Source organism: Streptomyces sp. NPDC059874 (genome assembly GCF_042731135.1).
Lineage (GTDB): Bacteria > Actinomycetota > Actinomycetes > Streptomycetales > Streptomycetaceae > Streptomyces.
This window is the reverse complement of the sequence record NZ_JBHWJY010000012.1, coordinates 85,411-109,962: the sequence shown is the minus strand read 5'-3', so window position 1 is coordinate 109,962 and position 24,552 is coordinate 85,411. Positions and strand designations below refer to the sequence as shown.

The 24,552-nt window shown below is 70.1% G+C and carries 27 protein-coding genes and 4 pseudogenes; 10 read left to right on the top strand and 21 right to left on the bottom strand.

Annotated features, from left to right (window positions below):
* Nucleotides 1–17 precede the first annotated feature (17 nt).
* The 7 genes from ACFV9H_RS10120 to ACFV9H_RS10090 all read right to left on the bottom strand — a co-directional run bounded on the left by ACFV9H_RS10120 (nucleotide 18) and on the right by ACFV9H_RS10090 (nucleotide 6,270).
* The gene (locus tag ACFV9H_RS10120; RefSeq protein WP_385395913.1) at nucleotides 18–1,220 is read right to left on the bottom strand and encodes an NAD(P)/FAD-dependent oxidoreductase; all 1,203 of its coding nucleotides are present in this window, start codon (nucleotides 1,218–1,220) and stop codon (nucleotides 18–20) included.
* Nucleotides 1,217–1,579, bottom strand: coding sequence for a bifunctional 3-phenylpropionate/cinnamic acid dioxygenase ferredoxin subunit (locus ACFV9H_RS10115; protein ID WP_385395910.1), 363 nt, complete (start codon nucleotides 1,577–1,579; stop codon nucleotides 1,217–1,219). Before ACFV9H_RS10115 ends, ACFV9H_RS10120 begins: the two co-directional genes overlap by 4 nt.
* A 278-nt stretch (nucleotides 1,580–1,857) precedes the next feature.
* A complete protein-coding gene (locus tag ACFV9H_RS10110; RefSeq protein WP_385395907.1) occupies nucleotides 1,858–2,490 on the bottom strand; it encodes an MBL fold metallo-hydrolase in 633 nt (210 codons plus the stop codon).
* Nucleotides 2,490–3,575: an S-(hydroxymethyl)mycothiol dehydrogenase gene (locus ACFV9H_RS10105; RefSeq protein ID WP_385395904.1), complete on the bottom strand. Its 1,086-nt coding sequence runs from the start codon at nucleotides 3,573–3,575 to the stop codon at nucleotides 2,490–2,492. Before ACFV9H_RS10105 ends, ACFV9H_RS10110 begins: the two co-directional genes overlap by 1 nt.
* 197 nt (nucleotides 3,576–3,772) lie before the next feature.
* Nucleotides 3,773–4,306, bottom strand: coding sequence for an integrase core domain-containing protein (locus ACFV9H_RS10100; protein ID WP_385395902.1), 534 nt, complete (start codon nucleotides 4,304–4,306; stop codon nucleotides 3,773–3,775).
* 188 nt (nucleotides 4,307–4,494) lie between these two features.
* Nucleotides 4,495–4,947 (bottom strand): hypothetical protein, encoded by a 453-nt coding sequence (locus ACFV9H_RS10095; protein WP_385395900.1) that lies wholly within the window; start codon nucleotides 4,945–4,947, stop codon nucleotides 4,495–4,497.
* Between the two features lie 195 nt (nucleotides 4,948–5,142).
* Nucleotides 5,143–6,270 carry a hypothetical protein gene (locus ACFV9H_RS10090; protein ID WP_385395897.1) on the bottom strand — a complete coding sequence of 376 codons (1,128 nt, stop codon included), beginning with the start codon at nucleotides 6,268–6,270 and terminating at the stop codon, nucleotides 5,143–5,145.
* Nucleotides 6,271–7,518: 1,248 nt separating this feature from the next.
* Between ACFV9H_RS10090 and ACFV9H_RS10085 the strand changes: the two are divergent.
* Both ACFV9H_RS10085 and ACFV9H_RS10080 read left to right on the top strand, forming a co-directional pair.
* Nucleotides 7,519–7,619 (top strand): annotated as a pseudogene (locus ACFV9H_RS10085) (PRC-barrel domain containing protein); the annotation flags it as partial.
* Between the two features lie 710 nt (nucleotides 7,620–8,329).
* Nucleotides 8,330–8,539, top strand: coding sequence for a hypothetical protein (locus ACFV9H_RS10080; RefSeq protein WP_385395894.1), 210 nt, complete (start codon nucleotides 8,330–8,332; stop codon nucleotides 8,537–8,539).
* Between the two features lie 166 nt (nucleotides 8,540–8,705).
* Here the strand turns inward: ACFV9H_RS10080 and ACFV9H_RS10075 are convergent, their stop codons facing one another.
* The 4 genes from ACFV9H_RS10075 to ACFV9H_RS10060 form a co-directional block, all read right to left on the bottom strand.
* Nucleotides 8,706–9,110, bottom strand: a complete 405-nt coding sequence (locus ACFV9H_RS10075) for a hypothetical protein (RefSeq protein ID WP_385395892.1) — start codon at nucleotides 9,108–9,110, stop codon at nucleotides 8,706–8,708.
* Between the two features lie 77 nt (nucleotides 9,111–9,187).
* Entirely contained in the window at nucleotides 9,188–9,328 is a 141-nt protein-coding gene (locus ACFV9H_RS10070; RefSeq protein WP_385395889.1) for a hypothetical protein, read from the bottom strand.
* A 10-nt stretch (nucleotides 9,329–9,338) separates the two neighbouring features.
* Nucleotides 9,339–10,367 (bottom strand): zinc-binding dehydrogenase, encoded by a 1,029-nt coding sequence (locus tag ACFV9H_RS10065; RefSeq protein ID WP_385395886.1) that lies wholly within the window; start codon nucleotides 10,365–10,367, stop codon nucleotides 9,339–9,341.
* Nucleotides 10,360–10,797: a 4-oxalocrotonate tautomerase family protein gene (locus ACFV9H_RS10060; RefSeq protein WP_385395884.1), complete on the bottom strand. Its 438-nt coding sequence runs from the start codon at nucleotides 10,795–10,797 to the stop codon at nucleotides 10,360–10,362. Before ACFV9H_RS10060 ends, ACFV9H_RS10065 begins: the two co-directional genes overlap by 8 nt.
* A 79-nt stretch (nucleotides 10,798–10,876) precedes the next feature.
* Between ACFV9H_RS10060 and ACFV9H_RS10055 the strand changes: the two genes are divergently transcribed.
* Nucleotides 10,877–11,461 carry a TetR/AcrR family transcriptional regulator gene (locus tag ACFV9H_RS10055; protein ID WP_385395882.1) on the top strand — a complete coding sequence of 195 codons (585 nt, stop codon included), beginning with the start codon at nucleotides 10,877–10,879 and terminating at the stop codon, nucleotides 11,459–11,461.
* 60 nt (nucleotides 11,462–11,521) lie between these two features.
* Here ACFV9H_RS10055 and ACFV9H_RS10050 read toward each other — a convergent pair whose 3' ends face one another.
* The 5 genes and pseudogenes from ACFV9H_RS10050 to ACFV9H_RS10030 form a co-directional block, all read right to left on the bottom strand.
* Nucleotides 11,522–11,998 (bottom strand): 4-oxalocrotonate tautomerase family protein, encoded by a 477-nt coding sequence (locus ACFV9H_RS10050; protein ID WP_385395880.1) that lies wholly within the window; start codon nucleotides 11,996–11,998, stop codon nucleotides 11,522–11,524.
* A 767-nt stretch (nucleotides 11,999–12,765) separates the two neighbouring features.
* Nucleotides 12,766–13,287 (bottom strand): DUF3887 domain-containing protein, encoded by a 522-nt coding sequence (locus ACFV9H_RS10045; RefSeq protein ID WP_385395959.1) that lies wholly within the window; start codon nucleotides 13,285–13,287, stop codon nucleotides 12,766–12,768.
* A gap of 292 nt (nucleotides 13,288–13,579) precedes the next feature.
* A complete protein-coding gene (locus tag ACFV9H_RS10040; protein WP_385395877.1) occupies nucleotides 13,580–13,738 on the bottom strand; it encodes a hypothetical protein in 159 nt (52 codons plus the stop codon).
* Nucleotides 13,739–13,750: 12 nt separating this feature from the next.
* Nucleotides 13,751–13,921 (bottom strand): annotated as a pseudogene (locus tag ACFV9H_RS10035) (DDE-type integrase/transposase/recombinase); the annotation flags it as partial.
* A pseudogene (locus tag ACFV9H_RS10030) lies at nucleotides 13,915–14,022 on the bottom strand (DDE-type integrase/transposase/recombinase); the annotation flags it as partial. The pseudogenes ACFV9H_RS10030 and ACFV9H_RS10035, both read right to left, overlap by 7 nt.
* Before the next feature lie 319 nt (nucleotides 14,023–14,341).
* Here ACFV9H_RS10030 and ACFV9H_RS10025 point away from each other — a divergent pair.
* Entirely contained in the window at nucleotides 14,342–15,787 is a 1,446-nt protein-coding gene (locus ACFV9H_RS10025; RefSeq protein ID WP_385395874.1) for an acyltransferase family protein, read from the top strand.
* Nucleotides 15,788–15,866: 79 nt separating this feature from the next.
* Here the strand turns inward: ACFV9H_RS10025 and ACFV9H_RS10020 are convergent, their stop codons facing one another.
* The gene (locus ACFV9H_RS10020) at nucleotides 15,867–16,025 is read right to left on the bottom strand and encodes a VOC family protein (protein WP_385395872.1); all 159 of its coding nucleotides are present in this window, start codon (nucleotides 16,023–16,025) and stop codon (nucleotides 15,867–15,869) included.
* 688 nt (nucleotides 16,026–16,713) lie between these two features.
* On the opposite strand from ACFV9H_RS10020, the gene ACFV9H_RS10015 reads away from it, so the two are divergent.
* The 4 genes from ACFV9H_RS10015 (at nucleotide 16,714) to ACFV9H_RS10000 (ending at nucleotide 20,175) form a co-directional block, all read left to right on the top strand.
* Nucleotides 16,714–17,127: a VOC family protein gene (locus tag ACFV9H_RS10015; RefSeq protein ID WP_385395956.1), complete on the top strand. Its 414-nt coding sequence runs from the start codon at nucleotides 16,714–16,716 to the stop codon at nucleotides 17,125–17,127.
* A gap of 153 nt (nucleotides 17,128–17,280) precedes the next feature.
* On the top strand, nucleotides 17,281–17,562 hold the full coding sequence (locus tag ACFV9H_RS10010; RefSeq protein ID WP_385395869.1) for a VOC family protein: 282 nt from the start codon (nucleotides 17,281–17,283) through the stop codon (nucleotides 17,560–17,562).
* A 150-nt stretch (nucleotides 17,563–17,712) separates the two neighbouring features.
* Nucleotides 17,713–18,147 (top strand): hypothetical protein, encoded by a 435-nt coding sequence (locus tag ACFV9H_RS10005; protein ID WP_385395865.1) that lies wholly within the window; start codon nucleotides 17,713–17,715, stop codon nucleotides 18,145–18,147.
* Between the two features lie 255 nt (nucleotides 18,148–18,402).
* Nucleotides 18,403–20,175, top strand: a complete 1,773-nt coding sequence (locus ACFV9H_RS10000; RefSeq protein WP_385395862.1) for a hypothetical protein — start codon at nucleotides 18,403–18,405, stop codon at nucleotides 20,173–20,175.
* Between the two features lie 71 nt (nucleotides 20,176–20,246).
* Here ACFV9H_RS10000 and ACFV9H_RS09995 read toward each other — a convergent pair whose 3' ends face one another.
* Entirely contained in the window at nucleotides 20,247–20,729 is a 483-nt protein-coding gene (locus tag ACFV9H_RS09995; RefSeq protein WP_385395859.1) for a DUF5959 family protein, read from the bottom strand.
* 10 nt (nucleotides 20,730–20,739) lie between these two features.
* On the bottom strand, nucleotides 20,740–20,988 hold the full coding sequence (locus tag ACFV9H_RS09990) for a hypothetical protein (RefSeq protein WP_385395856.1): 249 nt from the start codon (nucleotides 20,986–20,988) through the stop codon (nucleotides 20,740–20,742).
* A 15-nt stretch (nucleotides 20,989–21,003) separates the two neighbouring features.
* Between ACFV9H_RS09990 and ACFV9H_RS09985 the strand changes: the two are divergent.
* Both ACFV9H_RS09985 and ACFV9H_RS09980 read left to right on the top strand, forming a co-directional pair.
* Nucleotides 21,004–21,348: pseudogene (locus tag ACFV9H_RS09985) on the top strand (indole acetimide hydrolase); the annotation flags it as partial.
* Nucleotides 21,349–21,538: 190 nt separating this feature from the next.
* Nucleotides 21,539–22,435 (top strand): DUF1266 domain-containing protein, encoded by an 897-nt coding sequence (locus tag ACFV9H_RS09980; protein ID WP_385395853.1) that lies wholly within the window; start codon nucleotides 21,539–21,541, stop codon nucleotides 22,433–22,435.
* On the opposite strand, the gene ACFV9H_RS09975 is transcribed toward ACFV9H_RS09980, so the two are convergent.
* Nucleotides 22,333–23,301: an SMP-30/gluconolactonase/LRE family protein gene (locus tag ACFV9H_RS09975; RefSeq protein ID WP_385395850.1), complete on the bottom strand. Its 969-nt coding sequence runs from the start codon at nucleotides 23,299–23,301 to the stop codon at nucleotides 22,333–22,335. The two genes, ACFV9H_RS09980 and ACFV9H_RS09975, sit on opposite strands and share 103 nt — an antisense overlap.
* A gap of 79 nt (nucleotides 23,302–23,380) precedes the next feature.
* Nucleotides 23,381–24,079: a DUF4232 domain-containing protein gene (locus tag ACFV9H_RS09970; RefSeq protein WP_385395847.1), complete on the bottom strand. Its 699-nt coding sequence runs from the start codon at nucleotides 24,077–24,079 to the stop codon at nucleotides 23,381–23,383.
* Nucleotides 24,080–24,552: the final 473 nt, after the last annotated feature.

Here is a 24,552-nt window from a genome sequence, read left to right as displayed (position 1 = left end):
GGGCCGCGTCCGCGGTGTCACGAATCGGCGGCGGTGAGCTGCTTGCGCCAACGGGTGAAGAGACGCGGCTGGTTCATCCCGAACACGGCGACCGGCGTGCCGGCCCGCCGGTACACGGCCAGGAAGCTGCGCTCGTCCGTGGAGCCTTCCTCGACCGTCACGCTGTCGGCGCCGAGGGCGTGCCCGACGAACTGGATCTTCACTCCGTACTGGTCGGACCAGAAGTAGGGAGGCCGGGGCACACCCGGTGGCGTCGCGCCGTGTGCCAGCAGCGCGGCCACGGCGGCGTCGGGCCGTTCCAGCGCACCGGTCCAGTGCTCGACCCGGCGGCGACTGCCGGTACGCGGGTCGTACCAGTTGGCGCAGTCGCCGACGGCGACGACTCCGGCCAGGCTGGTGCGGCCGTCGGCGCCACACTTCACACCGTTGTCGAGCGCCACGCCGGATCCCTCCAGCCACTCGACGCAGGGCCGCGCGCCCACACCGACGACGACGATGTCGGCCGGGATGCTGCGGCCGTCCTCCAGCAGTACGGCATCGACCCTCCCCCGGGCTCGGTCCGGGGGGACCCCCCTCTCGCTTCGCCCGTTTCCGCTCAGCCCCTTGACCCCCGTCCCGCACAGCAGCCGTACGCCGTGGTCGGCGTGGAGGGCGGAGACGACGGCGCCCATGTGCTCGCCGAGCGGTCCGGCCAGCGGTGTCGGCGCGGCCTCGACGACCGTGACGTCGAGACCGAGCGCGTAGGCGGTCGAGGCCACTTCGGCGCCGATGAACCCGCCGCCGATCACCACCAGCCGGCCGCCGCGGGCCAGATCGTCGCGCAGGGCGCGGGCATCGTCCACGGTGCGCAGCACATGCACGCCGGCGAGGCCCTCGGTGCCGGGCAGCGTGCGCGCGGCCGCACCTGTGGCGATGACGACGCCGTCGGCTCGTATCTCCCGGCCGTCGGCGAGCCGGATCGTACGCTCGGTGCGGTCGAGCCCGGTGGCGCGGGTTGCGAGCACCCATTCCGCCCGCAGGTCCTCGTCGTCCCTCTCCAGGGCGAGATCCGCTTCGCCGAGGGCTCCGGCGAGGAACTCCTTGGACAGCGGCGGCCTGTCGTACGGGCGGTGGGGTTCGTCGCCGATGACGACCAGTCGACCCTCGTACCCCCGTTTCCGCAGCGAGCGCGCGGCCGACAGTCCGGCCAGGGAGGCGCCCACCACGGCGACGGTCCTCACGCGGGTCCTCCGGCCAGGCGGGAGGCGACGCAGGGCGGCAGGTCGGGGGCCTCGGTCGACAGCCGGACGTGGATCATGCCGTCCACGACCACGACCTCGTGGGTCCGCACCGGCAGCTTGGCCGGCGGGGCGTCCACCGCTCCGGTCCTCAGGTCGAACTTCGAGGCGTGCAGCGGGCATTCCACCTCGCAGCCCTCCAGCCAGCCGTCGGCGAGCGAGGCGTCCTGGTGGGTACAGGTGTCGTCGATGGCGAAGAGCTCGCCGTCATCGGTGTGGAACACCGAGACCGGCGGATCGATGTCGAGCCGGTGGGCCTCGCCTCGCGGCAGATCCGCGAGACGGCACGCGGGAATCATCATGACACCTCGGTGCGTATAGCGAAACAGATTGCGATGAGCGCAACGCAAGTCTGAGGGCCGCCCTGAACCGCTGTCAAGGCGTCCAGAGGCCTGGTTACGCGGGGTCCGGCGCCGGATTTCCGGGCATGCCGGAGCGACCTCGAAGATCCATGTGAGCAGGCACGACAGGCCCCTTGCAGGGCGCGGCGACGACCCTGTTGCCGATGCCGTCCATGGGGAACCGCCACCTGGCCGGGGTCGTCGCCGCGTACATCGGGGCGGGGGCCGTCGCCGCGGGCTCAGAAGCCCCGGTCGATCCACTCCTGGAGGTGTGGCGCCTCGGCCCCGATGGTGGTGGTCTCTCCGTGGCCGGTGTGCACGGTGGTGTCGCCGGGCAGCGCGAGGAGGCGTTTGGCGATCGAGTCGATGATGGTGGGGAAGTCGCTGTACGACCGCCCCGTCGCTCCCGGCCCGCCGGCGAACAGCGTGTCACCGCTGAAGAGGGCGGCGAGTGCCGGGGCGTACAGGCACACGGCGCCGGGGGCATGGCCAGGGGTGTGCAGCACGGTCAGTTCCGTGCCCGCGGCAGTGAGTCCCTGCCCGTCGGTCAGCTCGCCGTCGGGCTTCCGGTCGGGATGGGTCTGCTTCCACAGTGGCAGGTCGTCGGCGTGCAGCAGGATCGGGGCGCCGGTGCGGTCGGCCAGTTGGGGTGCGGCGTCGATGTGGTCGTTGTGCGCGTGAGTGCACACGATCGCGCGCAGGGTGCGTCCACCGAGGGCCCGTTCGATGGCGTCGGCGTCATGGGCGGCGTCGATGACCACCGCCTCTTCGTCGTCGCCCACGATCCACACGTTGTTCTCGACCTCCCATGTGCCGCCGTCCAGCGAGAAGGTCCCCGACGTGACGAGACGCTCGATGCGGATGCCCGCCATCAGAAGACCACCACCGAGCGCAGGACATCACCGTGGCGCATGCGCTCGAAGGCCTTCTCCACCTCGTCCAGCGTGATGGTCTCGGTGACGAAGGCGTCCAGGTCGAGGCGACCCTGCAGGTAGAGGTCGACGAGCACCGGGAAGTCACGGGAGGGCAGGCAGTCCCCGTACCAGGACGACTTCAGTGCCCCGCCCCGGCCGAAGACGTCCAGCAGGGGCAGCTCCAGCTTCGCCTCCGGGGTCGGCACGCCGACCAGCACCACCGTCCCGGCGAGATCGCGCGCGTAGAAGGCCTGCCGGTACGTCTCCGGACGGCCCACCGCGTCGATGACCACATCGGCGCCGAATCCGCCGGTCAGCTCGCGCACCGCCTCGACCGCGTCAATCTCCTCGGAATTGACCGTGTGGGTCGCGCCCAGCTTCTTCGCGGTGGCCAGCTTGCGGTCGTCGACGTCCACCGCGATGATCTTCGCCGCACCCGCCAGGTTCGATCCGGCAATCGCCGCGCCCCCCACACCGCCGCAGCCGATGACCGCCACGCTGTCACCGCGTCCGACGTTGCCGGTGTTGATGGCCGCACCGATGCCCGCCATCACACCGCATCCCAGGAGCCCGACGGCGGCCGCCGACGCGGCCCGGTCCACCTTCGTGCACTGCCCGGCCGCCACGAGCGTCTTCTCGGCGAAAGCGCCGATGCCCAGTGCCGGCGAGAGCTCCGTACCGTCTGTCAGGGTCATCTTCTGCTTCGCGTTGTGCGTGTTGAAGCAGTACCAGGGCCGCCCGCGCAGGCACGCGCGACACTGGCCGCACACAGCACGCCAGTTCAGGATCACGAAGTCACCGGGCGCCACGTCCGTGACCCCCTCACCCACCGCCTCGACCACTCCCGCGGCCTCATGCCCCAGCAGGAAGGGGAAGCCGTCGCTGATGCCGCCCTCGCGGTAGTGCAGATCGGTGTGGCAGACGCCGCAGGCCTCGATCTCGACCAGCGCCTCACCCGGGCCGGGATCGGGCACGACGATCGTTTCCAGACTGACAGGGGCGCCCTTGCTCCGCGCGACGACAGCACGGACCTGCTGAGTCATGGCCACTCCTCGACTGACAGAGGTTCGAGATGTTTCCTATTACGGCACGCATCTCGCCTTTCGCAACAAGCATCTCGGAGGCCGAAGCAGCGGTCAAGGAACCTGTCATGCGATCCGAGATAGGAGCGGTGAGCACGCCGGCCGAGCACGAGCGGACTGGGGTCGTTCCTGTTTGACGGACAGGTTGCATGTGTTGCTCAGGCTGCGCCGACCTCGCACTCGGCCGGGCTTTGGTAGCCGAGGCTGCTGTGGAGCCGGTGCAGGTTGTACCAGCTCTCGATCCACTCGAATATCGCAGTGTGGGCGGCGACCCGGCTGGGCCAGGGACGAGTGTCGCCCGGCTCGTTCTTCAGGGTGGAGAAGAACGACTCGGCGAGCGCGTTGTCCCAGCATTGCCGGTACGCCCGACGGACAGACTCCGGCTCCGGCTCCGGCTCCGGCTCCGGCTCCGGCTCCGGCTCCGGCTCCGGCTCCGGCTCCGCAAGTGGGGTTCTCTGTTCGGCGGTTTCGCGTACGTGTACGCGGAGCGCAGCGGCATCAACTTTCGGCTCAGTTACACGGAGGAGGAGGTTCAGGACCTCGGGATAGCTCCGCGAGGATCCTTGTGACGGTCCCCCCGAGTACCGGGGCAGCGTCGACCTCAAGGACCAGGTAAGCCTCACCGACCCGCTACGCCTGGCGCATCGCCTACGAGGCAACCTGACCCGCGCCCCACTTTGCACTCTCTCCATCTGGAGCGGGTGTGTCGTCGCGGGGCACTGGGCGGCCAATCAGTCAAAGCCACACGTACGGCATGAGCGTCGTCTGCCACACCCAGGCCCCTGGATCTCCCGATCGTACGAAGACCGGAATCAACCCGCCAACAAGGTAAGGAGCGTCGTAGTTGGCCAATCTCCCCAACCAGGTACGCAGCCACAAGTCAGTGGAACCAAACGACAAGGCGTACGTTCTCGGCCCCGTGGACCTCGCTGAGGATGCGCATGACGCTCCAGACCCGGCCCCAGTCGGTGTCGATCCCTGCGGCTGAGGCGCGGGTTCGTGTGCCTGAGGCGTTGGTCTCCTGCCAGTCCGTGGTGTCCAGCTCGGCCCAGGTCAGCCAGGTGGTCCCGTGCACATAGCGGGGGCCGCCGTAGCCGGCGAACTCACCTCGCAGCCCAGCCGAGGCGTCGTCCGGGAAGCCACGATCCTCCGCCAAGGGACGGAAGCCGAAGGAGTTTCGGACTCCGAAGAGGCAGGCCAGGCCGTCGTAGGCGTTGCCCCTGTTGAGGAGGAAGAGATCGATGCCGACCTCCCATACGGAGTCCTCGTCGTCGGGGCCCCATAGGCGGGCCCCCGGCCGGCATTCGATCATTCCGCTGACGTCGGTCGACATGGAGAGATCCTGCCTGCTCAGGCCGGGAGCCAGCATCTCCTTTTCGCGCGCGTGCGTACGTGGCCCGGTCGAGGCTCTGGCTCAGCCGGATCCCTAGACGTCATAGGGACGCCTCCTGCACGGTTCCGGCCAACTGCAGGGCTCAGCGGCAACACATGCTCAGGCGCGGACTCCGCCCACGTAACGCCAGCATTTTCAGCTCAGCAGAGGATTGCCCTGGAGGTTCCCTTCCCCGCACGGCCAGGGGCCCTCGGCCAGAGGGCCCAACGGTGTACGGAATACCAGGACCTCATTGTCCAGGGAGACGACGACGCTGCCTTCGCTCAGCAGTAGCGCACGACCAATGACCGCTCGGCGGTCGTCCATGGCGAACAGTTCGTGTCCGGCGAGGTCCGTGTCCACGGCGAGTAGCTTGCCGTCGCGCCAGAACACGGCGGTTCCCTCGCAGTCCATCGCGGGGTAGGACGTGTAGTAGCCCGTCAGCGCCGGCCCGTCCACGAGGCTGTTGTCCGGTGCGAGCCGCCGGAAGCATGATCTCGAAGGCAGGCGATTTTCGAGCTCGGGGCCGCTGGCGCTGCCGTTCTTGTCGACGAGCATGGCCCCGTGGCTGGCCCAGCGCGCGGTTTCGGCGCCGTCCCGGCCGAAACGGCCGGTCGTGAACGCGCCGTAGCCCTGGGATCCGATCAGGAACTGGCCAAGGCCGGCTATCGCCTTTCGGCCTGTGGGAGCGGGCGAGGTGGCCGACACGGTCTCGCCGCTGTCCAGGTCGAGGAAGAACGTCCGCCCGATGCCGCCCCGTGTGTCGGTGAAGCTGGCTGCGATCCGGTCGGCCGTTACGAGCAGTGGCTCCCAGTGGTCTACGTCGATCTCCTCCGGGATCCAAGGTCTACGCGGCTCGATCTCCCATCCGGTCCGGTTTCCCATCTCCACCACACCCGGGAATGACACCGCACCGAGGCCGATCGGCGTTGACCACAGGCGCTCGCCCTCTCGCGTGTACCGGGCCACGCGAGGCTCCGGCGCAGACGTGGGCCGGCTTCGTTCCCCACGGACCAGGCAGGAAGCGCTGACCCAGGAAATGACGAACCCGTCGTCGAGGAGGACGAACGCCCCGATCTCCTCGTCGTGGCGGCAGTCCGGGCGGACGCGGGGCCCAGAGGATCCGTCCGGCAGAACACCTTCCAGCAGCCGGCCGTCGCCATCCAGGTAAGCGACCCACAGAGTGCCGTCCGTGGACAGACGGGATTGCGGCATGCCCGTCCCGGGGTAGGTCCGCTGCCACGCCACCTTGCCTGAGAGGTCGACCCTCGTGACCACGGTCACCAGGGGATTCGCACCGTGGCCGGTCACGGTCAAAGGACCGGAGGGATCGGACGTGGCCACAGCTCGGACCTGGCCCGGCAGGGTGAAAACGCGATGAGAGGGTCATGCGTCCACATCTTGCCGCACGCCTCCGGCCGCAGCGGTTGGGCCCGTTGCGGCGCCGTCTCGGCCAACTGGAACGCCTCGGGACCAACTTCGATGCTCAGAGCCGTCGTTGGTGATGCTCCGCAGAAGTTCGTGGAGAGGTGCTTGTGGCTGAGCGCCCCATCTGGAGAATGGTGTGCTCAGCACGTCAGCGGGCACTCAGACATGTGGCGGCGCCGAGGGCCCAGAGATGCAGGACGAGGGCCCGGCCTTCCCCTCTTACTCGTTCTGGCTCGTCGTTGGCGGGGTGGAAATCCAGGGGCCGTGCGACGGACGCGGGGTAGTTCCAAGACCTGGTGGGCCGCTGGTCCGCCGTTCTAGTTGTTCCTCACCTTGGATTGATGCCGGAGAACATGGGCCCCGCAGGGTCCATGGCAGTGATGCGTGCCCCGGGGGAAGCGTCTTCAGCTTCCTTGCTGGGCGCCTTCGCGGACTGTTTGGGCTGGTCGGCCTTGTCAGCCTTTTGCGGGGCCTTTTGCTTCTTCGCAGTCATGGCAGCGTCCAATCTCTGGCGGTTCCATCCAGCGTGGCACCACTGAGACCCGCAGGCATCCGTAGAGACACGGCACCGTCCTAACCCGTCCTGTGTGGAGCGGAAGGGTGCGGTGTGGGTGCGCACGCTGCCCTGGTAGGCGCCCGGTTGGTCCCGGGGCTGAACACGGCGGCGGTCACGGTTCAGTCCGTACACCCCGCCCTAACGGGCCGTCCACCAGGCAGCCCCGCTCCCCTACCCTCCGTAAGCTCGACCTGACCTACGGTGCCGGAGCACGGGGGGCGCACAGGGGTGCACAGTCAGCGCGACTGTTCGGCATTCGAACGACCCGCCCTTTACCTCGTCGCAGGGTGGGGGCCCCGCGCTTCCGAGTTTGCCAAGGTCCGTCATTTCTTTGATGGATGAGCGCGCGTCTCAGGAGGTACCCCCATGCCCAGACGACTTCGCCTCCGCGCTCGGTACCCGGGTGCCCTGAGCTGACCCGAGCCGGCGGACGCTGGAGGCTCGCGTCACCATCAGCGCCAATCTGGCCGCCGTTCTCTGGCCGGTAGGCGGTGAAAGGCGCGATAGGTCGCAACACGTGATGCATGAGCGGGTGCCGGCCGGCCTGCACCGGTGTGTGGATCTCGGCAAGCACGTGCTGCTGCCCGCCGGGACGATCAACATGATCGAGGAGAAGGTCTACGTCGACCGGACAAAGAAGCAGAGGAAGCGGTGGTGGCGGCCACCGCGCTCGTCGGCGGCGCGGCCACGCGCGCTCACGCCGACCTGCACACGCCTCCACGACTGGCCCGTGACTCCTCGCACCTGGTGAATTTACGCTGGACAGGGCGGCCGGCTCGGTGAGCGGCCCCCGGCCGCACCTGTGGGCACCTGCCCCTCCCCCTCAGTTGCAGGTGCCCACCCAGGCCGTCAACCATGGGCTGAACTCTGTCCCTCGCTGAACAGCGGCACCTCCTCCACGATCTCGTCCAGGCGCGGCCGTTTGAAGCGGAGCGGGTGCCGGAGAACAGCCCGGTCGGCGCTGACTTCCGCCGACCGGGCCGGGCGCGCGGACGAGGCAGAGTCGTTGCCGGCGTTGCCGTTGGTCGGACGCAGCGGCCGCCACGCTTGGTGGCCAGGGCGATAGAGATCGGACCGTGACCAGCGCGATAGCGACCGGCAGCGAGGCCCCCCACACCGGACTGCGGGGGCTGGCCCCTACCCGCGTCAGCGCGGGCATCCAAGCCGCCCATGCCGGTAAACATGCTGGTCACAGCCATTGAGTGCCGATCCCGTGGCGGGCAGATGCCGGACTTGCGGGGCGAACACATGTCCCCCGCACAGTGCCCCCGGCGGCTGGCCATCGCCACATCACGCAATTACGTGCGACGGGAGCAAACCCGAAAGGACACCATGCCGCCCACGAAAGGACCGTCTGCCATGCCCGCTCAGACCCCCGAGTCCCCCGCGCCGCAAGCAACACCGAACTCACCCCGGATTCGCGCCCGCCTGCGACGCTCGGCCCGCACCGCCCTGACCCTCACGGTCACCGCAGCCGTGGGCCTCGCTATCTACCGGGAACACCTCGCCGACCCCCTCGCCGTCGCCATCGGCGGCGCCGGCCTCATAGGCGCCCTCCGCCGACGCTGACCATACGAAGGCCAGCCCCCGACCGAAGGCAGGACGGACGGCATCTGCGGGGTCATCCACCCGCAGATGCACAGCCGATTGAAGCGAACCGGGTGCCGGAAGACGCCGCCTCGGTCGACGGCGGTACCGGCGCTGATCTCCGCGACCAGCTCGGGGTGTACGAGGGTCACATCCAGGATGTCCCGGCTCGCACCACGCCGATGCAAACCGTGGCACCGTGGCCCACGGCCTCGTCGACCAGTGCCTCCAGGTCTCTACGGCCGGCCTCGGTGGCCAGCGGGCCCACGTCGGTCTCCTCCCGCATCGGATCGGATCGCCCACGGTCAGCGCCCTTCATATGGTCATGCCCGGTTTGGCGGCGGCGTCGCATGCCCAAGCCCATCAGTTCGTCGAGGAGCATGGCGCTGATGCCGCCGTGGCCATAGCCGGGTGGTCCTTCGTGCGCGATGCCTAGGCGGAACCGACCGGTGACGCCGCCGGCGACGGGAGTGACGTGCATCGGTGGCGCGAGCGGGCTGCCGGCGCCGGTGACGGGGTTGTACATCCGTACGCCGCCCGGGAAGTAGTCCACCTCGGGGATCTCCGCCGGCGTGCGGCGGCGGCCGGTGAGCTGTCCGGTGAGCGTACGGACGCCGTCTGCCAGGTGGTTCAGGGTTTCCGGGGAGGCCGCGGTGCGGACGGCGGCGTCGACGAGCAGCGCAGCTCGTGACCGAGGGCGGCGATCGCCTCCCGTTGGCGTTCCAGGTCTCCGGCTGCCGGGTCGTGCGGGGTGGTGAGGGGCGCGTTCATGAGGACGTGGTCAGCGTGTGGGCTCGGCCGGGGTGGTGTCGCGGACGAAGACGGGCTTGAGGTGCTTCTCGGGCAGTGCGTCGGGGAGCTGTTCCCAGTCGAGGACGTGGGAGACGACGCGTGCGGGGTCGACGGTGCCGGAGGCGGCGAGGTCGAGGGCGTCGGGGATGTGGGCGCGGACGTTGTCGCGGGCGACCCTGAGGGTGACGCCGGTGAGGTACATGTCGAGCAGCGGCAGCTCGCCGGGGCGGAAGTGGTTGCCCGCCGACTCGCAGATGCCCTCCGGCGCGAGGGACCTGACCGCGAGCGCGAGCTGCTCGACGCGACCGGTGGCCTCGACGGCAATGTCGAATCCGTGGTGGACCGGTTCGAGGATTTCGATGGTGCGGGCACCGAAGCCTTCGGCGAGCTTGCGGTGCTCCGCGTCGGGGTCGACATAGAGGATGTCGGAGGCACCGAGGGCGCGGGCGATGTCGCAAACGTAGAGGCCGATGCTGCCGCGGGCGACGACCAGGACCCGCGCGCCGGGGCGGGCCTTGAGGTGGGGTGCGACCAGGCGCCATGAGAGCGACCAGTTGTCGCCGGCCGAGGCCATCGCGACCGGGTCGAGGCCGGCGGGGAGCGGGACGAGCATGGCGTCCGCGTACGGGACGCGGACCAGGTCGGAGAAGAGCCCGCCCCAACTGCCGCCGATCGGCGCGCCGTACATCGCCATGTGCGGGACCGAGGCACAGTGGGCGGTGAGCCCGCCTCGGCAGGGCTCGCAGGTGCCGCAGCTGATGGACCACGGCACGACGACGAGGTCACCCGGAGCCACAGTGGTCACCCCGTCGCCGACGTCGGTGACGCGGGCGACGCACTCGTGACCGAGGGCGAACGGCGGGTCGATGAAACCGTGTCCGGCCAGGATCGCGGAGTCAACGTCGCAGGAGGTCGCGGCCACCGGCGCGACGATCGCCTCCTGATCGGACCGGAGCTTCGGGTCCGGGGCCTCGCGCCACTCGACCGTGCGGCGGGCGATGTAGGTGAGCTCACGCATCGGCCTGCTCCTTGTCCTGCTGGGCGAGGGCGACCAGGTCTGCGTAGCGGATGACGGAGCCGCCCGCGCCCCACGTTCCGTCCGGCTGCTCGTGGACGAGCACCCACACCCGCAGAGCCTCGGCCGGGGCGAGGCCGGCGGCGGACAGAACGGTATTCGTCGCGTCCTGGACCAGGCCGCCCTTGCGCCGTTCGGACAGCGCCCCCTGCGGCACTGTCACCTCCACGAGGTAGCGGGGCGCGTCGTCCTCGGCGGTCGTCTGGGTGCCTTCGGGCAGCTCGACGAGGTAGCTCCACGCCTGGGCGCGGAAGAAGGCGGTGTCGGGCGCGCCTTCCCAGCGCAGAAGAACGGCCGCGAGGTCGCGCTTGACGGTGGCCCGTCCCTCCTTGGTGAGGGCGCCGGTCGGCACGGTCAGCCGGATCATGGGCATGGCAGCTCCTATGACGAGTGTTATAGACCCCGGGCACGGTAGACTATGACGGACGTTATAGCCAGAGGGGAGCATGCAGGTGGCCAAGAGCAGTACGCCGTCGCGCGAGCGCATCGTGGCCGGTGCCGCGGACATGATCAGCCGGCGCGGGCTCAGCGCCACGAGCATCCGGGAGATGGCCAAGCACGCCAAGGCGCCGCTCGGCTCGACGTACCACTACTTCCCCGAGGGCAAGCAGCAACTGGCCTGCGAGGCCGTCCGGTTTACAGGTGAGTGGGTCGCGCGGAGCCTGCGTAAAGAGCTGGAAGCGGGTCCGGCCGCGGGCCTGAGGGCTTTCCTCGACCTGTGGCGCAAGATCGTTGTCGACAGCGATTTCCACGCCGGCTGCCCCGTCCTCGCCGTGGCCATCGAAGAGCCTCAGGACGGCGAGATCCCTCCCGCCCTGACGGCCGCGGCCGAGGTCTTCGAGCAGTGGGAGGCCCTGCTGGCCGACTCGCTCCGGGCGCACGGTGCCGAGCCCGAGCAGGCCGCACAGCTCGCCACGCTCGTCGTGGCGGCCGTCGAGGGCACGGTGGCCATGTGTCGCGCCAAGCGCAGCACCGAGCCGCTCGACCGCACCGCCGAGCAGCTCCAGGCCCTCATCGCCGCAGCAACCGCGAAGTGACCCCCGTTCGCGGGTGTCCCCACTCCCTGCGGGGTGCGGACACCCGCGTACGGGCCGGCGTCACGCGCCGAGCTTGGCGCGGATCGCCTTCATCTTCTCCTCCGTGAACACTCCGGAGTCGAGGAGCGAGAGGACGGACAGCACCCCGCCGCTGGAGCCCCAGCTCCCCTCGTCGATGACGCGGAAGTTGACCCACCAGGTCGGCGACGGCTTCGCCAAGCCACAGGCGTCGGCCAGTGCGGCCAGGACGCGCTCGATGACCGCGGTCCTGACCTCCTGCCGCCAGTCCCCGTCCATCACCGCCACGTCGATCACCATCACGTCGGCATCCGGCCCCAGGTCCGCGAGCAGCCGCCCGCCGATCGCCATCATGTCCGGCTGACGCTCCACGAAGTGCACCTGGAACCCGATCCGCGCGGGCGGCGCGAACCGCCCCACCTCGGGCACGAGAACGGCGTCAGTCAGCGTCTCGGCCAGCGTGCGGCGCTGCTCCTGGCTCAGTCGTCCCGTCGGGGTGTTCACGGTGACGATCGTCACGACATCCTCCTATGACAGTCGTTATAGATGCCCTCCAGCGTACACCCGCCTATAACGATCGTCATATCGCGGCTGGTGGAGGTGTGAGCCCGCGGCGCCGGACGAAGCGCCTGGCGGTAGACCGGCATAGGGCCGCTGGAAAGCTGAGCGAGATCTCGTACGGGTTTCACTGGGTGGCCCGGTGAAGCGGCCAGACACCCGGCATCGGAGGCGCCAGTTCCCGCCCCCTGCACACCGGGGACTGCTGGGACACCGGCCACGGCTACACCCTCGCCGTCCCGGAGCAGCTACGGAGGCTGCCGGCCGAGGGCGTGCCCGGATGTATCCGCTGCCGGATGCCGGGTCACGCCACCGCTGTGCCCCCACCCTCCTGAATCCGCCAGCGGCGCACCCCCTTCAAGGGCCCCGGCCGAGAATCTCGCCGTCCACGCGGACGCGGCGCCCGCGCTCGGCGTCCGGCGGGTAGACGATCACGCGCAGGTCGGGGCTCATCCTCCACCCTGCCGGTGCCCGGTCACGCCGGCACAAACCCCCGAGAAGGACGGTAGGCCGCACCCGCTGTCCTCCCCCGATACCGAATCCGGTCACTTTCAGGGTGACCTGGCAGGCGTCCCCCCAGGTGACGGCGTCGTAGGAGGTGGACTCGCTCATCTTGGCGGGCGTGCCGTCTACGGAAGCCCCTCCACGTCCACACGGTGAACGTCGCCATATGCTCACCCTGAGTGTCCGGCAAACACCACCGGCACGGTCACCGCTGCGTGGCGGCTCTACCGGAACGGGCCGCGCGCTGAACTGACGACAGAAATCGGCACTCCTGTATCGAGGAACAACAGACCAGCGATGCTTCCGTCCTTGTGGAACGTCACTCGGAACTCCCCAGGCCGGCGTTCCATGCTCAGCGGCACGTTGACCACGGTGAACTCGCCGAAAGCGACGTCGTTGGGATCCCCGTGTGACTGATAGCTGCCGAACTTGTTCTGGTAGGTCTCCCAGGCCCCCGCCAGGGCGTCCGGGGGCAGTAGCTTGCGCAGCGTCGTATCAAAGTGGGCTGCGGCGGCGGTGAAGTTGCCGTTCACGATGTCGTCGAGCGTCTGAGTGGCGATCCGGTCGTATTGAGTCTGAGCCGGGGCTGCCGCGGCTGGGCCGGCGACCGTCGTGACGGTGTTGGCCTGCATCGCCGCCACCGCGAAACCGGTGGCCGGAAACCACGCGCAGGCGGCCAGCGTGACCGCGGCCACCGCCTCGACCAGTTGCCGATTGCTCCTGAGCGTTGGGCCTTTGTCGGGCATCAGCACCACGACTTTCTCCAGCGTGGCGGGTCCGGATAAGTCCATGTTGCGCCCTTCCCTCTTGCCTCGCATGCCCGGGAGCAGGGCGTTCTGGCCCTCCGCTGAGCAGGGCGCTTACGGGCGCTGGCCGACCCGCGTCAGAAGGTCAAGGCGGTCCGGAACGTCTTGCCTCTGCGATGAGCCGGGATGGGGTCATGAACAGCGGTCTGCGCCATGACGGCGGGCCACCGTTATGGCGGAGCCGTGCCGGTCGCCCTCCCGAGTGAGCACGTCGGGTCTGCCAACGGGCCACTCAGGCTTCCCGGAGAGTGTGCTTGTTCCTGTTGGCGGACAGGTTGCATGTGCTGGTCAGGCTGCGGTGGTAGCCGAGACTGCTGTGGAGTCGACGGGTGCGCTGGCTGACCAGCTCGGTGGCGAAGAAGGATTCGGCGAGGGCGTTGTCCCGGCACACTCCGATCCGTCCGACCGAGAGCCTGATGTCGTGGGCAGAGACGAGGGCGGCGAAGGCATGGCTGGTGTACTGGCTGCCACGGTCGGAGTGAAAGGCGACCGTTCCTTCCGGTTGTCGCTGGTGGCAGGCGGCCTTGAGTGCGTCCGCCGCGAGGGAAGCCCCAGGTGGTCGGAGGTGGCCCAGCCCACAACGCGGCGGGAGGCGATGTCGATCACGGTGGCCAGGTAGAGCCGGCCCTCACCGGTCGGGATGTAGGAGATGTCGCCGCACCAGCGCGTGTCGATGGCGGCCGGGTCGGGCTGGAAGTCGCGTCGGACCAGGTCAGGCCGGGTTTGTGGTGTGGGGGGCGGGGATGGTGGTCCGTTGCCCTCGCCTGCGGTGGCGGCCGGTGAGACCGGCGGCCCTCATGGACCAGTCAGTCCATCCGTCCCTGCAGCTCATGCAGTACCACTGCGCGGCCCCGCACTACCGCCGGGCGAGTCCAGCGGACGCCACGACCTGCACGGTAGAGCCGTACGGACTCCCTGACCGCCCGGCATGACCGGAACCCGCATGCGGACCCCGGCCGCGGCCGGGTACTGCGCGTGGGCTAGTCTCCGGCGGATGATGTTCAAGGGATTGCCGGCTCGGCGGCGAGCACGCAGGGCCGAGCAGGGGGAACGCGGCGCCGCGCCGGGGAGCCGGCTCGGCTGGCTGGATGCGCTGCGTGGGATCGCCGCGCTGGCCGTGGCGGCCCACCACTTCGAGATCATGAGGTTGATCCCCAACGGCGACACCATCGCGGCCCGATTCGACCTCGGCTTCTACGGGGTCATCGCGTTCTTCATCGTCAGCGGATACATCATCCCGGCTTCGCTGGAGCGCCGCGGTGACGTCCGGGCGTTCTGGATCGGCCGGATCTTCCGGATCTATCCGGCGCTGATCGTGACCATGCTCCTCGCCGAGTTCGTCCTGCCCCCCGACTACCAGGTCCTCACCTTCGACGGCTACGGGCACGACAAGCTCTGGCTGGCAGGCAACGGCCTGATGCTGTCGGACATGCTGGGCGTGGTGAATGCGCTTGGCATCTCGTGGACGCTCACGTACGAGATGCTCTTCTACTTCTTCGTCAGCAGCCTCTTCACGGTCGCCTGGCACCGGCGCACCACGCCGATCGCGGTCACGGCGGCGGGGATCGCGCTCACTCTGGGCGTCTGGATCCCGTCGTACAGCCTGACCCACACCCTTGCCGAGCTCAACCACCTCGTGGCTGCCGCCGTGCTCGTCGTGGTCACGGGTGTGGCCTGCATGATCAGCGGCAACGCGGCGCTGGCCCGGATGGGTGGTCTGCTGCTGGGCGGGTTCGGCGTGCTGCTGGTGTTCACCAACGGCCGGACACCCGCGTACGAGACCTTCACCATCCTCGCGACGATGTTCGCGGGCACGGTGGTCTATCGGGCGCAGCACGGGCAGATCGAGCGCATCGAGGCGTGGCTGTCCGTCGGTTTCGTGGTGGCGGCGGGCGCCATGGTGGGGTGGATGTACAACCGGGACGAGATGGCGCGGGCGACCGCGACGTTCACCTGGCCGGCGTGGACCAACGCCTATCTGGCGGCGTGGGCGTCGTTCGGGCTCTTCCTCCTGCTGCGAAACCGGCGGCTGCCGCGCGTGTTGACCTGGCTGGGCGCGGTGAGCTTCTCGGTGTACCTGCTGCACTGGCCGGTGAAGAAGTTCCTGCTGTGGCAGCTCGGCTGGGACAGCAACCACTACTACAACAAGCTCGCCGCGATGCCGTTCGTCGAGCGGTGGTCGTGGGTGGCCGGGTACGTCGCGGTACTGCTGGCGGTCTGCTGGGTGGTGTACCGGCTGGTGGAGGTGCCGTTCCAGAACCTGGGCCGCACGCTGACCCGGGCGATGAATCGCCGCCGGCCGCCACAGCCCTTGGAACAGCCGGCACCCGTCGCGGCGCCCCCCGTCATCCCGGCGGCGCATGCCTCCACGGCACCGGAACCGGTACTGGCGGGCACAAGCGCGGCCCCGAGCCCGGGTGGCCGGGGGAAATCGGGCTGAGCCAGCGACGCCGGACGACAGGAACACCCACGTCAGCCGAGCGCTTCTGCCTGAGCCGTTCATGACATGACGTTCCAGGTCACCGACCGACGTACTCGAAAACCCCTCCGTCCGGGTGCCTCAAAACCGCCCGACGTCCGTTCGGCGTGGCCGCAGGTGCGGCGATGACCTCAGCGCCTGCCGCCTCGCAGGCCGCGACCGCGGCATCCAAGTCCGGGACGGACAAGGGGGCTGCCACCCCGGCGAACCACTCCGCGACCTCGCCGAGCCCAGCGAACAGGAGAAGCGAGCCCGTGCCGGCCAGCTTCAGCCCGCGGGCGCGCCGTCGGCGGCGGGCTGAGCCGGCGCATCAGCTCGCGGGGGACTTCCTGCCCCACCGGCCCGGCCCGGGCATCTTGCGCGGGGACTTCGGCGCGCTGAACCCCGTCCTCTACCTGATCCATGCCACGGGCCACCCCGAAAACCTCGACCGGGGCGCGCGGGCCCTCTTCGACCGCCCCCTTGCCGGACTCCTGGGACCAGGCGGTGCCACACCGGACGGAATCGCGCAAACCCCGCACCTCCTACGTCCATTCAAGCTGTGGAGCACCGTGAGTGGAGTCCTGTCGGCCTGGCTGGGACCGGAGACGGTGCGACCAATCGACTGGCCCGCAGACTCCCACGGGCCGTCCAGACCGGCGGTCGGCGCCGCCCTGATGGCCTCCACGCGCGCCGCACAGCGAGCAGGGAACGAGGCAGGCACGCTGCTGACCGGAGTGCTGAACGGGAGCACCTCCTACCCCCACTTCACCAGCCTGGTCCCCAACACCGACCCCTGGCCCGGCTACGTCACCTACACCACACTGCGCCACCTGACCCTGTGCGCCGACACCCCCCAGGGCCTGGCTCAAAGTCCGGCTCATTTGATCTTGTGGCAAGATCGCTGGATGCTACGACTAACCGATTTCATTATCGATTGCCCGGATACGATGAAGCTGGCAGCCTTCTACGCTGAGGTGACGGGGCTCCCGGTCAAGGAGGGCAGTAACGAGCACTGGGCCGGTATCCGGTTCGGCGAGATCGAACTGGCCTTCATCCAGGTGGAGGACTACCGCGCCCCGCAGTGGCCCGACAACGAGCACCCCAAGCAGTTCCACCTCGACTTCGAAGTCGACGACATCGAGGCCGAACAGCACCGCGTCCTGGCCCTCGGCGCGACCCTGCAGCGGGACTGCATCGGCCCCAACGGCTACGGCTTCCGCGTCTACACCGACCCCATTGGCCACCCCTTCTGCCTCTGCCGCAACAAGGGTGTCATCTGGACCGATCAGGGCCCCATCTGGCCCAAGCACGACCAGTAGGCCGTGTTTCGAAGTGAGCTGAGCGGCGGCGTGTCCTGATGGGGAAGGAGCGAGGTCTCCGGTAAGGGTTCATCGACCAAGAAGAACCAGACACCGGAGACCTCGTGGCCACCCTGGCGGTGACGCGGCGGTTCGCGATTTGACCGACGCACAGTGGGCGATCCTGGAGCCGTTCTTACCTGCTCCCAGGCGGCCGGGTCGGCCCTCGGAGTGGACCATAGTGCCGGGATTCCGGACACCATCCGAGAGCGTTGCCCGGACCGGTTGAATCTCGACGTCAGCGCTCCGCACGACGAGGCGCCCCGACGGATCGAGGCCGCGCCGGCGGCCGGTGGCCGACTCGTCTCCGCGGCCCGTGCCCCGGCCTTCTGGGTACTCGCCAACCCTGAAGGCAACGAGGCCTGTGTCTCCACCTGGCAGGGCCGGGACGGCTGACCCACACCACCCGCCCGACGGACACCCCATGGGACATGCCCGGGGCCGCTCAGCTTGATGCAAAGGCAAACCACTGTCAGAACTCGGCAACACGGTTCTGCCGGCCCGAGGGCGTCGCTAGCCTTGGACTAAAACGGACTGGGGGGAACCATGTCAGTCTGGAACGCCGTGACGACGTTGAGTTCAGTGGCCGGCACCTTGATCGTGGCCATAGCGGCTTTGTACGCCGCGCGCCAGGTCAGCGAGGTCAAGCGCACTCGGGCGATCACGTCGCTGGTCGCTTTGCACCAGGAGTACCAATCCGCTGAGCTGAGTCGGGTACGTCGTCGGCTGAGGGCCAATGAGCTTGGGGACTTCACGCAGCTCAGTGCAGACGACAGAGAAGAGTTGGACAACCTCCTCCAGAAGCTCGAGCTTCTTGCCGTGCTGACCGACCGTGGCTTGCTCGAGATCGAAGACGTAGTGGCTCTGTTCCCCGGGATCCCGACGACCTTCGCACAGGTGCGCCCGTATGTAGACCTGCACCGCCGTGCACGGCCTCGATACGCCGCCCAGACAGAGAAGCTGGCGGGACGGTACGGTTGACATATCGCCATCAAACCGTCCAAACAGGAACGATCTGCACATGAGAGAACGCCGCAGCATTGCCCTGCGGGCGAGGGGCTTCGGCCCGCCGAACCGGCCGTTCGGAAACTTCCGGACGGCCACCAGCAGCCCCGCGCAACGGGGTTGGCAAGTTCCCGGCCATGGGGAGAAAACGCCTGGATAACCAGGTATTTGGGTGCGGGGGCGCTGCTGTTCGCAGTGTCGGCCATATGGTCGCTGTTGCTCCGTGCGGGTATGTCGGTGTACAGGCCGGACGTGGCCGTACTCGGGGCAGTGGCACTGGTGCTGACCGCCGGGTGGGTGTGGTCGGGTTCCCGGCCGGTCCGGGTCACGCCGGCCCGGGAGGTCGATCCGGTGCCGGCGCCGCCCGCGCGGCTGCCCTGGGACCGATTCAGCCGGTTCATGATCGTGCCGTGGCTGCTGGGCGTGACGGTGGTCTTGCCCGCCCTGTCCGTGGTGACCGAGCTGGCGCTCCGTCCGGACGGCGATGACCTGAAGCGGATCGCGGCGATACAGAAGGCCGGCGCCACGGTGGCCGAGGGCAGCATCGTCGCCGTTCACCGGCTGCAGAAGGAGGACCCCGAGTTTCCGAAGTACAGCGGTGACGTGACGGTCGAAGTCCCCGTCCGCACCCGGGACGGCGGCGTGGGTACCGGGCGGGTCGAGGTGGTGAACGGACACCTCGGGCATCAGAGGGACGCGCCTTCCTTCAAGCCGGTCGAGGTGTTGTACGCCCCGACCGCGCCGGAACTCGGCGGCGTCGTGGACGCCGGCAACGACGTCGGCCGGTACGCGAGGGCGGACTCTCCGCTCGCGTTCTCCCTGCCGGCCTTCGGTGCCGTGATCGCCATCGTTCCCGGAGGGCTCCTGCTGTTCGTCCTGGCGCCGCGTTTGACGCAGATCCCGCCCGCCGACACCGCCGCCCAGGCCCTCCTCTCGGACGCGGCCGGTGGGGCGGCAGTGCCCGCCGTGCGGGCGCGGATCACCGCGGCCCGGCGCGGCGACCACACGTCGTTCGGTTCCACAGACGGCACGGTCCGTGTGACATCGGACCACAAGCTGCGCTTCGAGCTGGAGGACTCCGAGGTGCTGCTCGGCAACCCTGCCGTCGAGCCCAGGGGGCTCGCCCTCCTCGCGGCGCGCATGGGACGACGGCCGGGCTGGCTGTGCGGCGCCCGGAACTGGCGTCTGATCAGGAACGACCAGCCGGTCGTCTTCGTCACCGACGAGGGGGAGGTGGCGTGGCTGAAGATGGACCGCGAGGAATTCCAGCGGATCCTCGCCCCAGCCGCCCCCGTGCAGCCCGACCCGGAACGCCGGACGGTGCTCTCCCCCGCGCCCACCGCCGTGCTGCCCGGGGCCCACTGGCCCTGGCTCGCCGGCATGCTGCTGTCCTACGGCCTCTCCTCGTACTGGCGGTGCCGATGTCCTGGGGTGCCGCGCTGGGGACGGCCGTCCTTGCCGGGGTCGTGGCCGTGGCAGCCTGCGTGGTACTGGCGCGGCGCCGGGCGGCCCTCTCCGACCGGGCGGGCCACTGGGAGGTCCACGAAACCCGCGACCCGGAGCTGGGCCCGGCCTGAGACCGGGCGCTTTCTGCCTTCCGCACCTCGGAGGAGTCCGGGTGGAAATAACCCCCAGGCGAGGCCCGGGCGCAGAGAAGAACCGCAGGTCAGGCCCCCTGACACCTCCTCGACCGATGCCCGGAACCCCCCGGGCACCGCCAGGGGTCCGCCCACCTCCGCCAAGAAGGGCGACCAGGTCGTCGGGGAACCCGGTGGCCTGTCTCGGACCGTCCGGTTCGCCGGTCACGCCGCCGTCACCCAGGCGCGGGCTCGGGCACGGCAGCTCAGCTCGACCCGGGCGGCCGGGGAGCGGCCCGGAAGAGTCCGAAAGGGTGCGCAGCCATACGGCCTGGAGATCGATCAGGTCGCCGGGGAAGCGGATGGACGCCATCCACTATTTCCATCATTCGATTTTGGGGGTCAGCGGCACCGTCCCGCCGACTAGTGCACCTGTGACTGATTCCCCATCGTCGTTGTCAAACAGCCGGAGTGTGGTGCGGGAGGGCGAGCCGGCGGTCAGGGACGTGCGCCGTGGTGGTCCTCTGGGCCAACGCCGAGAGCGGCTCGGGCAGCCGCCAGACGCTCCCTGGACTCGGCTATCCACTCTTCGCCCATGTCGAGCGGTACGGAGACCACGATCTGGGTGCTGGGCCCGTCATGGACTTCGACCACGTAGGGGTCGTCGGCAATGAATCGGAGGTAGGCCGTGCGGCCTTGTTGGGGCCAGTCCGCCGTGAACGGCTCGTCGAGGTCGGCCTCCTGCTCGGCCTCCTCGATGGCGTCGAGAAGCCGCCCCCAGTCTGAGAGGTCCTCGGAGTCGAACCCAAGGTAGACGGTTCCGTTCACGAAGCCGCTGGTCACGATGGCCTCCGCGTCGTAGTAGCGGACGCCCAGGCTTTCGAGGGTGGGTTCGGTAGAGCGCAAACGAACGCTGATGCTCTGGCTGTGGTCGGCCAGCCGGATCAGCTCAATCGCATCGGGCTGTGTGTTCGTGTCCATGACCCGGAACCTACGGCAGACGCTCGGGAACGACTGCGACGGGTCTGCGTTGCGCGGCCGCTGACAGGCATGCGTTGTCGACGAGGTTGCCGCCCGCCATGACCTGGTCGCCGACGCGCAGTGCGGTGGACCAGCAGTCCACCGCCGGGCGCTTGTCCGCCGGCTCACAGGCCACGGTGCGCACAGGCCGCTGGAACCCACCCGCGTCGACGAGGCGCAGCACCAGCGGGGCGGATGGATGCCGACCACTTTGCGGCACGCCGACTCCGCCGGACTCGTGGCACTGATGGGCACCTGGCTGAACATCCGCCGCTCGTGGGTGAGTTCCTCGCCGTGTACCGGCTGCTGCTCGGCCTCTCATTCACCGAATTACCGGTCGAGCCCGGGCTGGAGTCCCGCGATACGGCCGGCCGCGACCGCGTCGCGGTGGCCATGCGGCTGTGCGCGGCGACCGGCTTCGTGGGTGTTCCCGCCGTGGCCGTGCCGACCGGGCTGCACGACGGCCTGCCCGGCGGGGTGCAGATCTTCGGACGCGCCTTCCGGGAGGACCTGGTGCCTGGACGGCGCCCAGGCCGTCGAGGACCGCCTCGGCGTCCTCGCCTCGGTCGACCCCCGCCCGGCGGGACCGGCACGCCGACCTCACTGGACCACCCAGGAACCAGAACGACCCGCCCTACCTCGTCGTCAACCCCGCAAGCCCCTGCGAGGGCGTCCTGCCGGCCTGGCCGGAGGGCCGCGCCCTGTGGCAGCACCACTCCGCCCCGGTCGAACGGCCGGGGCTGGCCCAGGACGTCGTCCACACCCTGGAGGTGGGCGGCCCCCGCAGCGGCCCCGTCGCCTTCGGGCTCGCGGCCGGCGCGCACATCAACGTGCGCAACGGGCGCTACTGGAATTCGATGGCCTACCACGGCTGCGGCTACCTCAACGAGAGGCGCACGCTGGAACGCTGGTGGGGCGTCACCACCCGCGGGGACTGGCAGGACACGCAGGAACAGCTGCTGCGCGCCGGAATGGTCAGCGGCGTCTGGGAGTTCGTCCCGCAACTGCGCCGCTCCATGGCCCTGGACTTCGCGGGCCCCGTCGACGTCGACCACTGGCGCGAGGCCGCGGGGAACGTGGTGCGCCGGCGCGGCGAGGCCGCCGCCGAACCCCGCCTGACCACGGACGGCGTCACCCAGGGCCGCACCGTCACCGCCGCGGAGCTGGAGGGGCAACTGACCGGCGTGCAGCGGCTGATCGGCCGCATCGCCCGCTACCAGGCGCGGTTCCGCGCCGACGGCCTGCTGCCCGAAGGGGGCTTCGTCCGGAGCGTCGAGGCCTGGGACTATGGCCGGGCCTCCGGCATGGCCCGCTGGGGACTCGCCGCCCGCCTGTGCTCCCTGCAGGAGGCGGAGGCGGCCGTGGTCCGGGCCGGCCGTCTCGTCCAGCTCAACTACCGCTCGTGGGAGAGCTTCTCGGCCGCCTACGTCCTGAGCCGCTGCCTCCACTTCGACGAGGAGGAGTTCGGCGAGTGGTACGAGACGGTCCTCGCGACCCACCGCGCCCTGACCACCGACCCGGCCAGCCCCGTGCCGCACGCTCCACTGGAGCTGAGGGCCCCGCTTCAGCGCCCCGGTTCGGCGCCGGCGGGTACCTCGTACAATTCCCCGTCGACGCCCGCCCGGTACAGCCGGCCGGCGGAGAACCCCCGGTCGCCGCGCCCGTAGGTGAGCTGCGTGGAGAGCGGAAGCCCCGACTCCACGGTGCACAGCCGCCCTTCCTCGGCGCGCCAGATCTGCCCCGCCGTGTGCGTGGCGACCAGCGGGCGGCCCTGTCCGTCGAGGGTCAGCCCGTCGGGCAGGGCCAGGGCGTCGGCGGCGTCGGCGGAGATCCACCGCCGCGGGTGGGCCGGGTCGTCGACGGGGATCCGGTACAGCCCGGGGGCGACGGTGGTCTGGACGACGTACACCTCGCCGCCGTCCGGGGAGACGGCGATCCCGTTGGGCTGCGGAACCCGGGACCAGGCCGGGTCGACCCGCCCGTCCGGCGTGACGCGGCCGATGTTCCGGCCGCCCAGGGTCGTGGTGTACACCGTGCCGTCGGGAGCGAGAGCGACCCCGTCGATCCCGCCGAGACCGGCGGCGTACGTGGTGACCGCGCCGGAATCCGGATGCACCCGCAGCAGCCGCGACGTGGGGAAGAGGTCGCCGGTCAGGGAGTGCGCGAGGTCGTTGCCCGTGCCGACGAGCAGTTGCCCGTCCCCGCGCACGACGATCCCGCCGTTGGCCCCGATGTCCCCGGTGAGCGCGACCGGCTCGCCGCCCGGTGCGTCGACCCGGTAGACCCGCCCGCTGAAGTAAGCGGTGGCGAACATCCGGCCCCGCCCGTCGACGGCGATCGACTCGACCCAGTCCGGGATCCGGGCCACCCGCACCGGCGGTGCCGCCTCCGCCGACCCGCACCGGGCCGCAGCGTACGCGGGCCCCGCGGCCGGGACGGCCGTGGCGGCCGTGGCGGCGGCCAGCACGGCCGCCGCCAGCGCCGTGCCGCGCGGCCCCCGTAACGCGGTGCGGAGCTTCTTGCTGAGCCTCATCGTTCCCCCTCCACGGCCGGACCGTCTGCCCGTGAAGTATCGGGCGCGGGCCGGGGGCCGCACCACACCGCACTTCCGGTCAGGACGGCTTGACCGCGGAGAAGGCGATGACCGTCACCTTGTTGTCGCACTCGGCGAAGACTCCGTCGGTCATGGCGATCTGGTGCGAGCCCGCTCCGGGCACACCGATCACGAGCGTCGGGAAGCTGGCCGGAGTGGCCCCCGAGACGCAGTATCCGTCTGCCTCGCCCTGGACGTTGACGAAGGTCAGCTTCGTCCACGCGCGGGCTCCGGGAGTCAGCGTCACCGTCGACGCCGTACCGCTGTGGGTGACGGCGAGCGGCAGGTTCTTCTCGGGTGAGCCGTTGCCCGCACCGGCCACCGTCGGGTAACCGGTGAGTGTGCAGGCGTGCTTCGAGCCGTTGGCGACCGAGAGGACCGCGGCGCCGGTCCCGGTGCCCGGCGGCCGCACCGCGGCCTGCTGGGCATCGGAGACCTTGACATCGCCGACAGTGCAGGGCTTCGTTCCGCCGCCCGGGGCGGACGCCGAGGGGGTGGGCGCGGTCCTGCCCGAGCCGCCGGTGGAGGAAGCGCCCCCACCACCGGTCGAGGAGCCGCCCGTGGACGTCGGCGCGGCCGGCACGGAAGCGGCCGGGGTGGCCGGCGGCGTGCCCGCCGCCCCGTCGTCGGCCGGGCCGCAGCCAGTCATCAGGACGGTGGCGGCGGCCGCCGCCACGAGCGCCGCCGCCGAGCGGCGGAGGCCTGCTGAGTACTGCATGGGATGCTCCTCGGTGTCTCCCGGCCGGATCCGCACCGGCACGTGCAGGGACACGGCACCATGGCCCGCCCGAGTTCCCGTGCTGCGCCGTTGTGGCAGTCCTGTCACGCGACCATGACGCACGGCCTCCGCCGGCCCGGACCGGGACTGCCCCGTACGGTACGCCGCCCTGTGGCAGCACGGGCGGATGCGGACCGCGAGCCCTCGCTCTGAGCGCGGGAGCGTCCGGTTGGACGGTCCGAATGCGATGTCCTCGGCCGGAGTCACAATCCACTCCGCCGTGTGGGTGAAGCCTGCGCGCGAGCGCCGCCCTTGGCGGCCATCCAGGGCAGGGCGTCCATGGCGTGGGCGTGCCGTCGGGGGCGAGGTCCTCGAGTGGCGCGCCGGTCGTGGGGGGGGGCGGTTCCTCGGTGAGGCAGAGCCAGCCGAACGCGGCGGCCAGAGCCGGGCCTCGGGCTCCTGTGTCCGGTCCC

Excerpts from the sequence above, each read along its gene's own strand:
- ACFV9H_RS10115 (WP_385395910.1), bottom strand. The coding sequence starts at position 1,579 with ATGATGATTCCCGCGTGCCGTCTCGCGGATCTGCCGCGAGGCGAGGCC.
- ACFV9H_RS10110 (WP_385395907.1), bottom strand. The coding sequence starts at position 2,490 with ATGGCGGGCATCCGCATCGAGCGTCTCGTCACGTCGGGGACCTTCTCG.
- ACFV9H_RS10105 (WP_385395904.1), bottom strand. The coding sequence starts at position 3,575 with ATGACTCAGCAGGTCCGTGCTGTCGTCGCGCGGAGCAAGGGCGCCCCT.
- ACFV9H_RS10100 (WP_385395902.1), bottom strand. The coding sequence starts at position 4,306 with ATGGAGAGAGTGCAAAGTGGGGCGCGGGTCAGGTTGCCTCGTAGGCGA.
- ACFV9H_RS10095 (WP_385395900.1), bottom strand. The coding sequence starts at position 4,947 with ATGTCGACCGACGTCAGCGGAATGATCGAATGCCGGCCGGGGGCCCGC.
- ACFV9H_RS10080 (WP_385395894.1), top strand. The coding sequence starts at position 8,330 with ATGCCCGCTCAGACCCCCGAGTCCCCCGCGCCGCAAGCAACACCGAAC.
- ACFV9H_RS10070 (WP_385395889.1), bottom strand. The coding sequence starts at position 9,328 with ATGAACGCGCCCCTCACCACCCCGCACGACCCGGCAGCCGGAGACCTG.
- ACFV9H_RS10065 (WP_385395886.1), bottom strand. The coding sequence starts at position 10,367 with ATGCGTGAGCTCACCTACATCGCCCGCCGCACGGTCGAGTGGCGCGAG.
- ACFV9H_RS10060 (WP_385395884.1), bottom strand. The coding sequence starts at position 10,797 with ATGCCCATGATCCGGCTGACCGTGCCGACCGGCGCCCTCACCAAGGAG.
- ACFV9H_RS10045 (WP_385395959.1), bottom strand. The coding sequence starts at position 13,287 with ATGCCCGACAAAGGCCCAACGCTCAGGAGCAATCGGCAACTGGTCGAG.
- ACFV9H_RS10025 (WP_385395874.1), top strand. The coding sequence starts at position 14,342 with ATGATGTTCAAGGGATTGCCGGCTCGGCGGCGAGCACGCAGGGCCGAG.
- ACFV9H_RS10015 (WP_385395956.1), top strand. The coding sequence starts at position 16,714 with ATGCTACGACTAACCGATTTCATTATCGATTGCCCGGATACGATGAAG.
- ACFV9H_RS10005 (WP_385395865.1), top strand. The coding sequence starts at position 17,713 with ATGTCAGTCTGGAACGCCGTGACGACGTTGAGTTCAGTGGCCGGCACC.
- ACFV9H_RS10000 (WP_385395862.1), top strand. The coding sequence starts at position 18,403 with ATGTCGGTGTACAGGCCGGACGTGGCCGTACTCGGGGCAGTGGCACTG.
- ACFV9H_RS09995 (WP_385395859.1), bottom strand. The coding sequence starts at position 20,729 with ATGGACACGAACACACAGCCCGATGCGATTGAGCTGATCCGGCTGGCC.
- ACFV9H_RS09975 (WP_385395850.1), bottom strand. The coding sequence starts at position 23,301 with ATGAGGCTCAGCAAGAAGCTCCGCACCGCGTTACGGGGGCCGCGCGGC.
- ACFV9H_RS09970 (WP_385395847.1), bottom strand. The coding sequence starts at position 24,079 with ATGCAGTACTCAGCAGGCCTCCGCCGCTCGGCGGCGGCGCTCGTGGCG.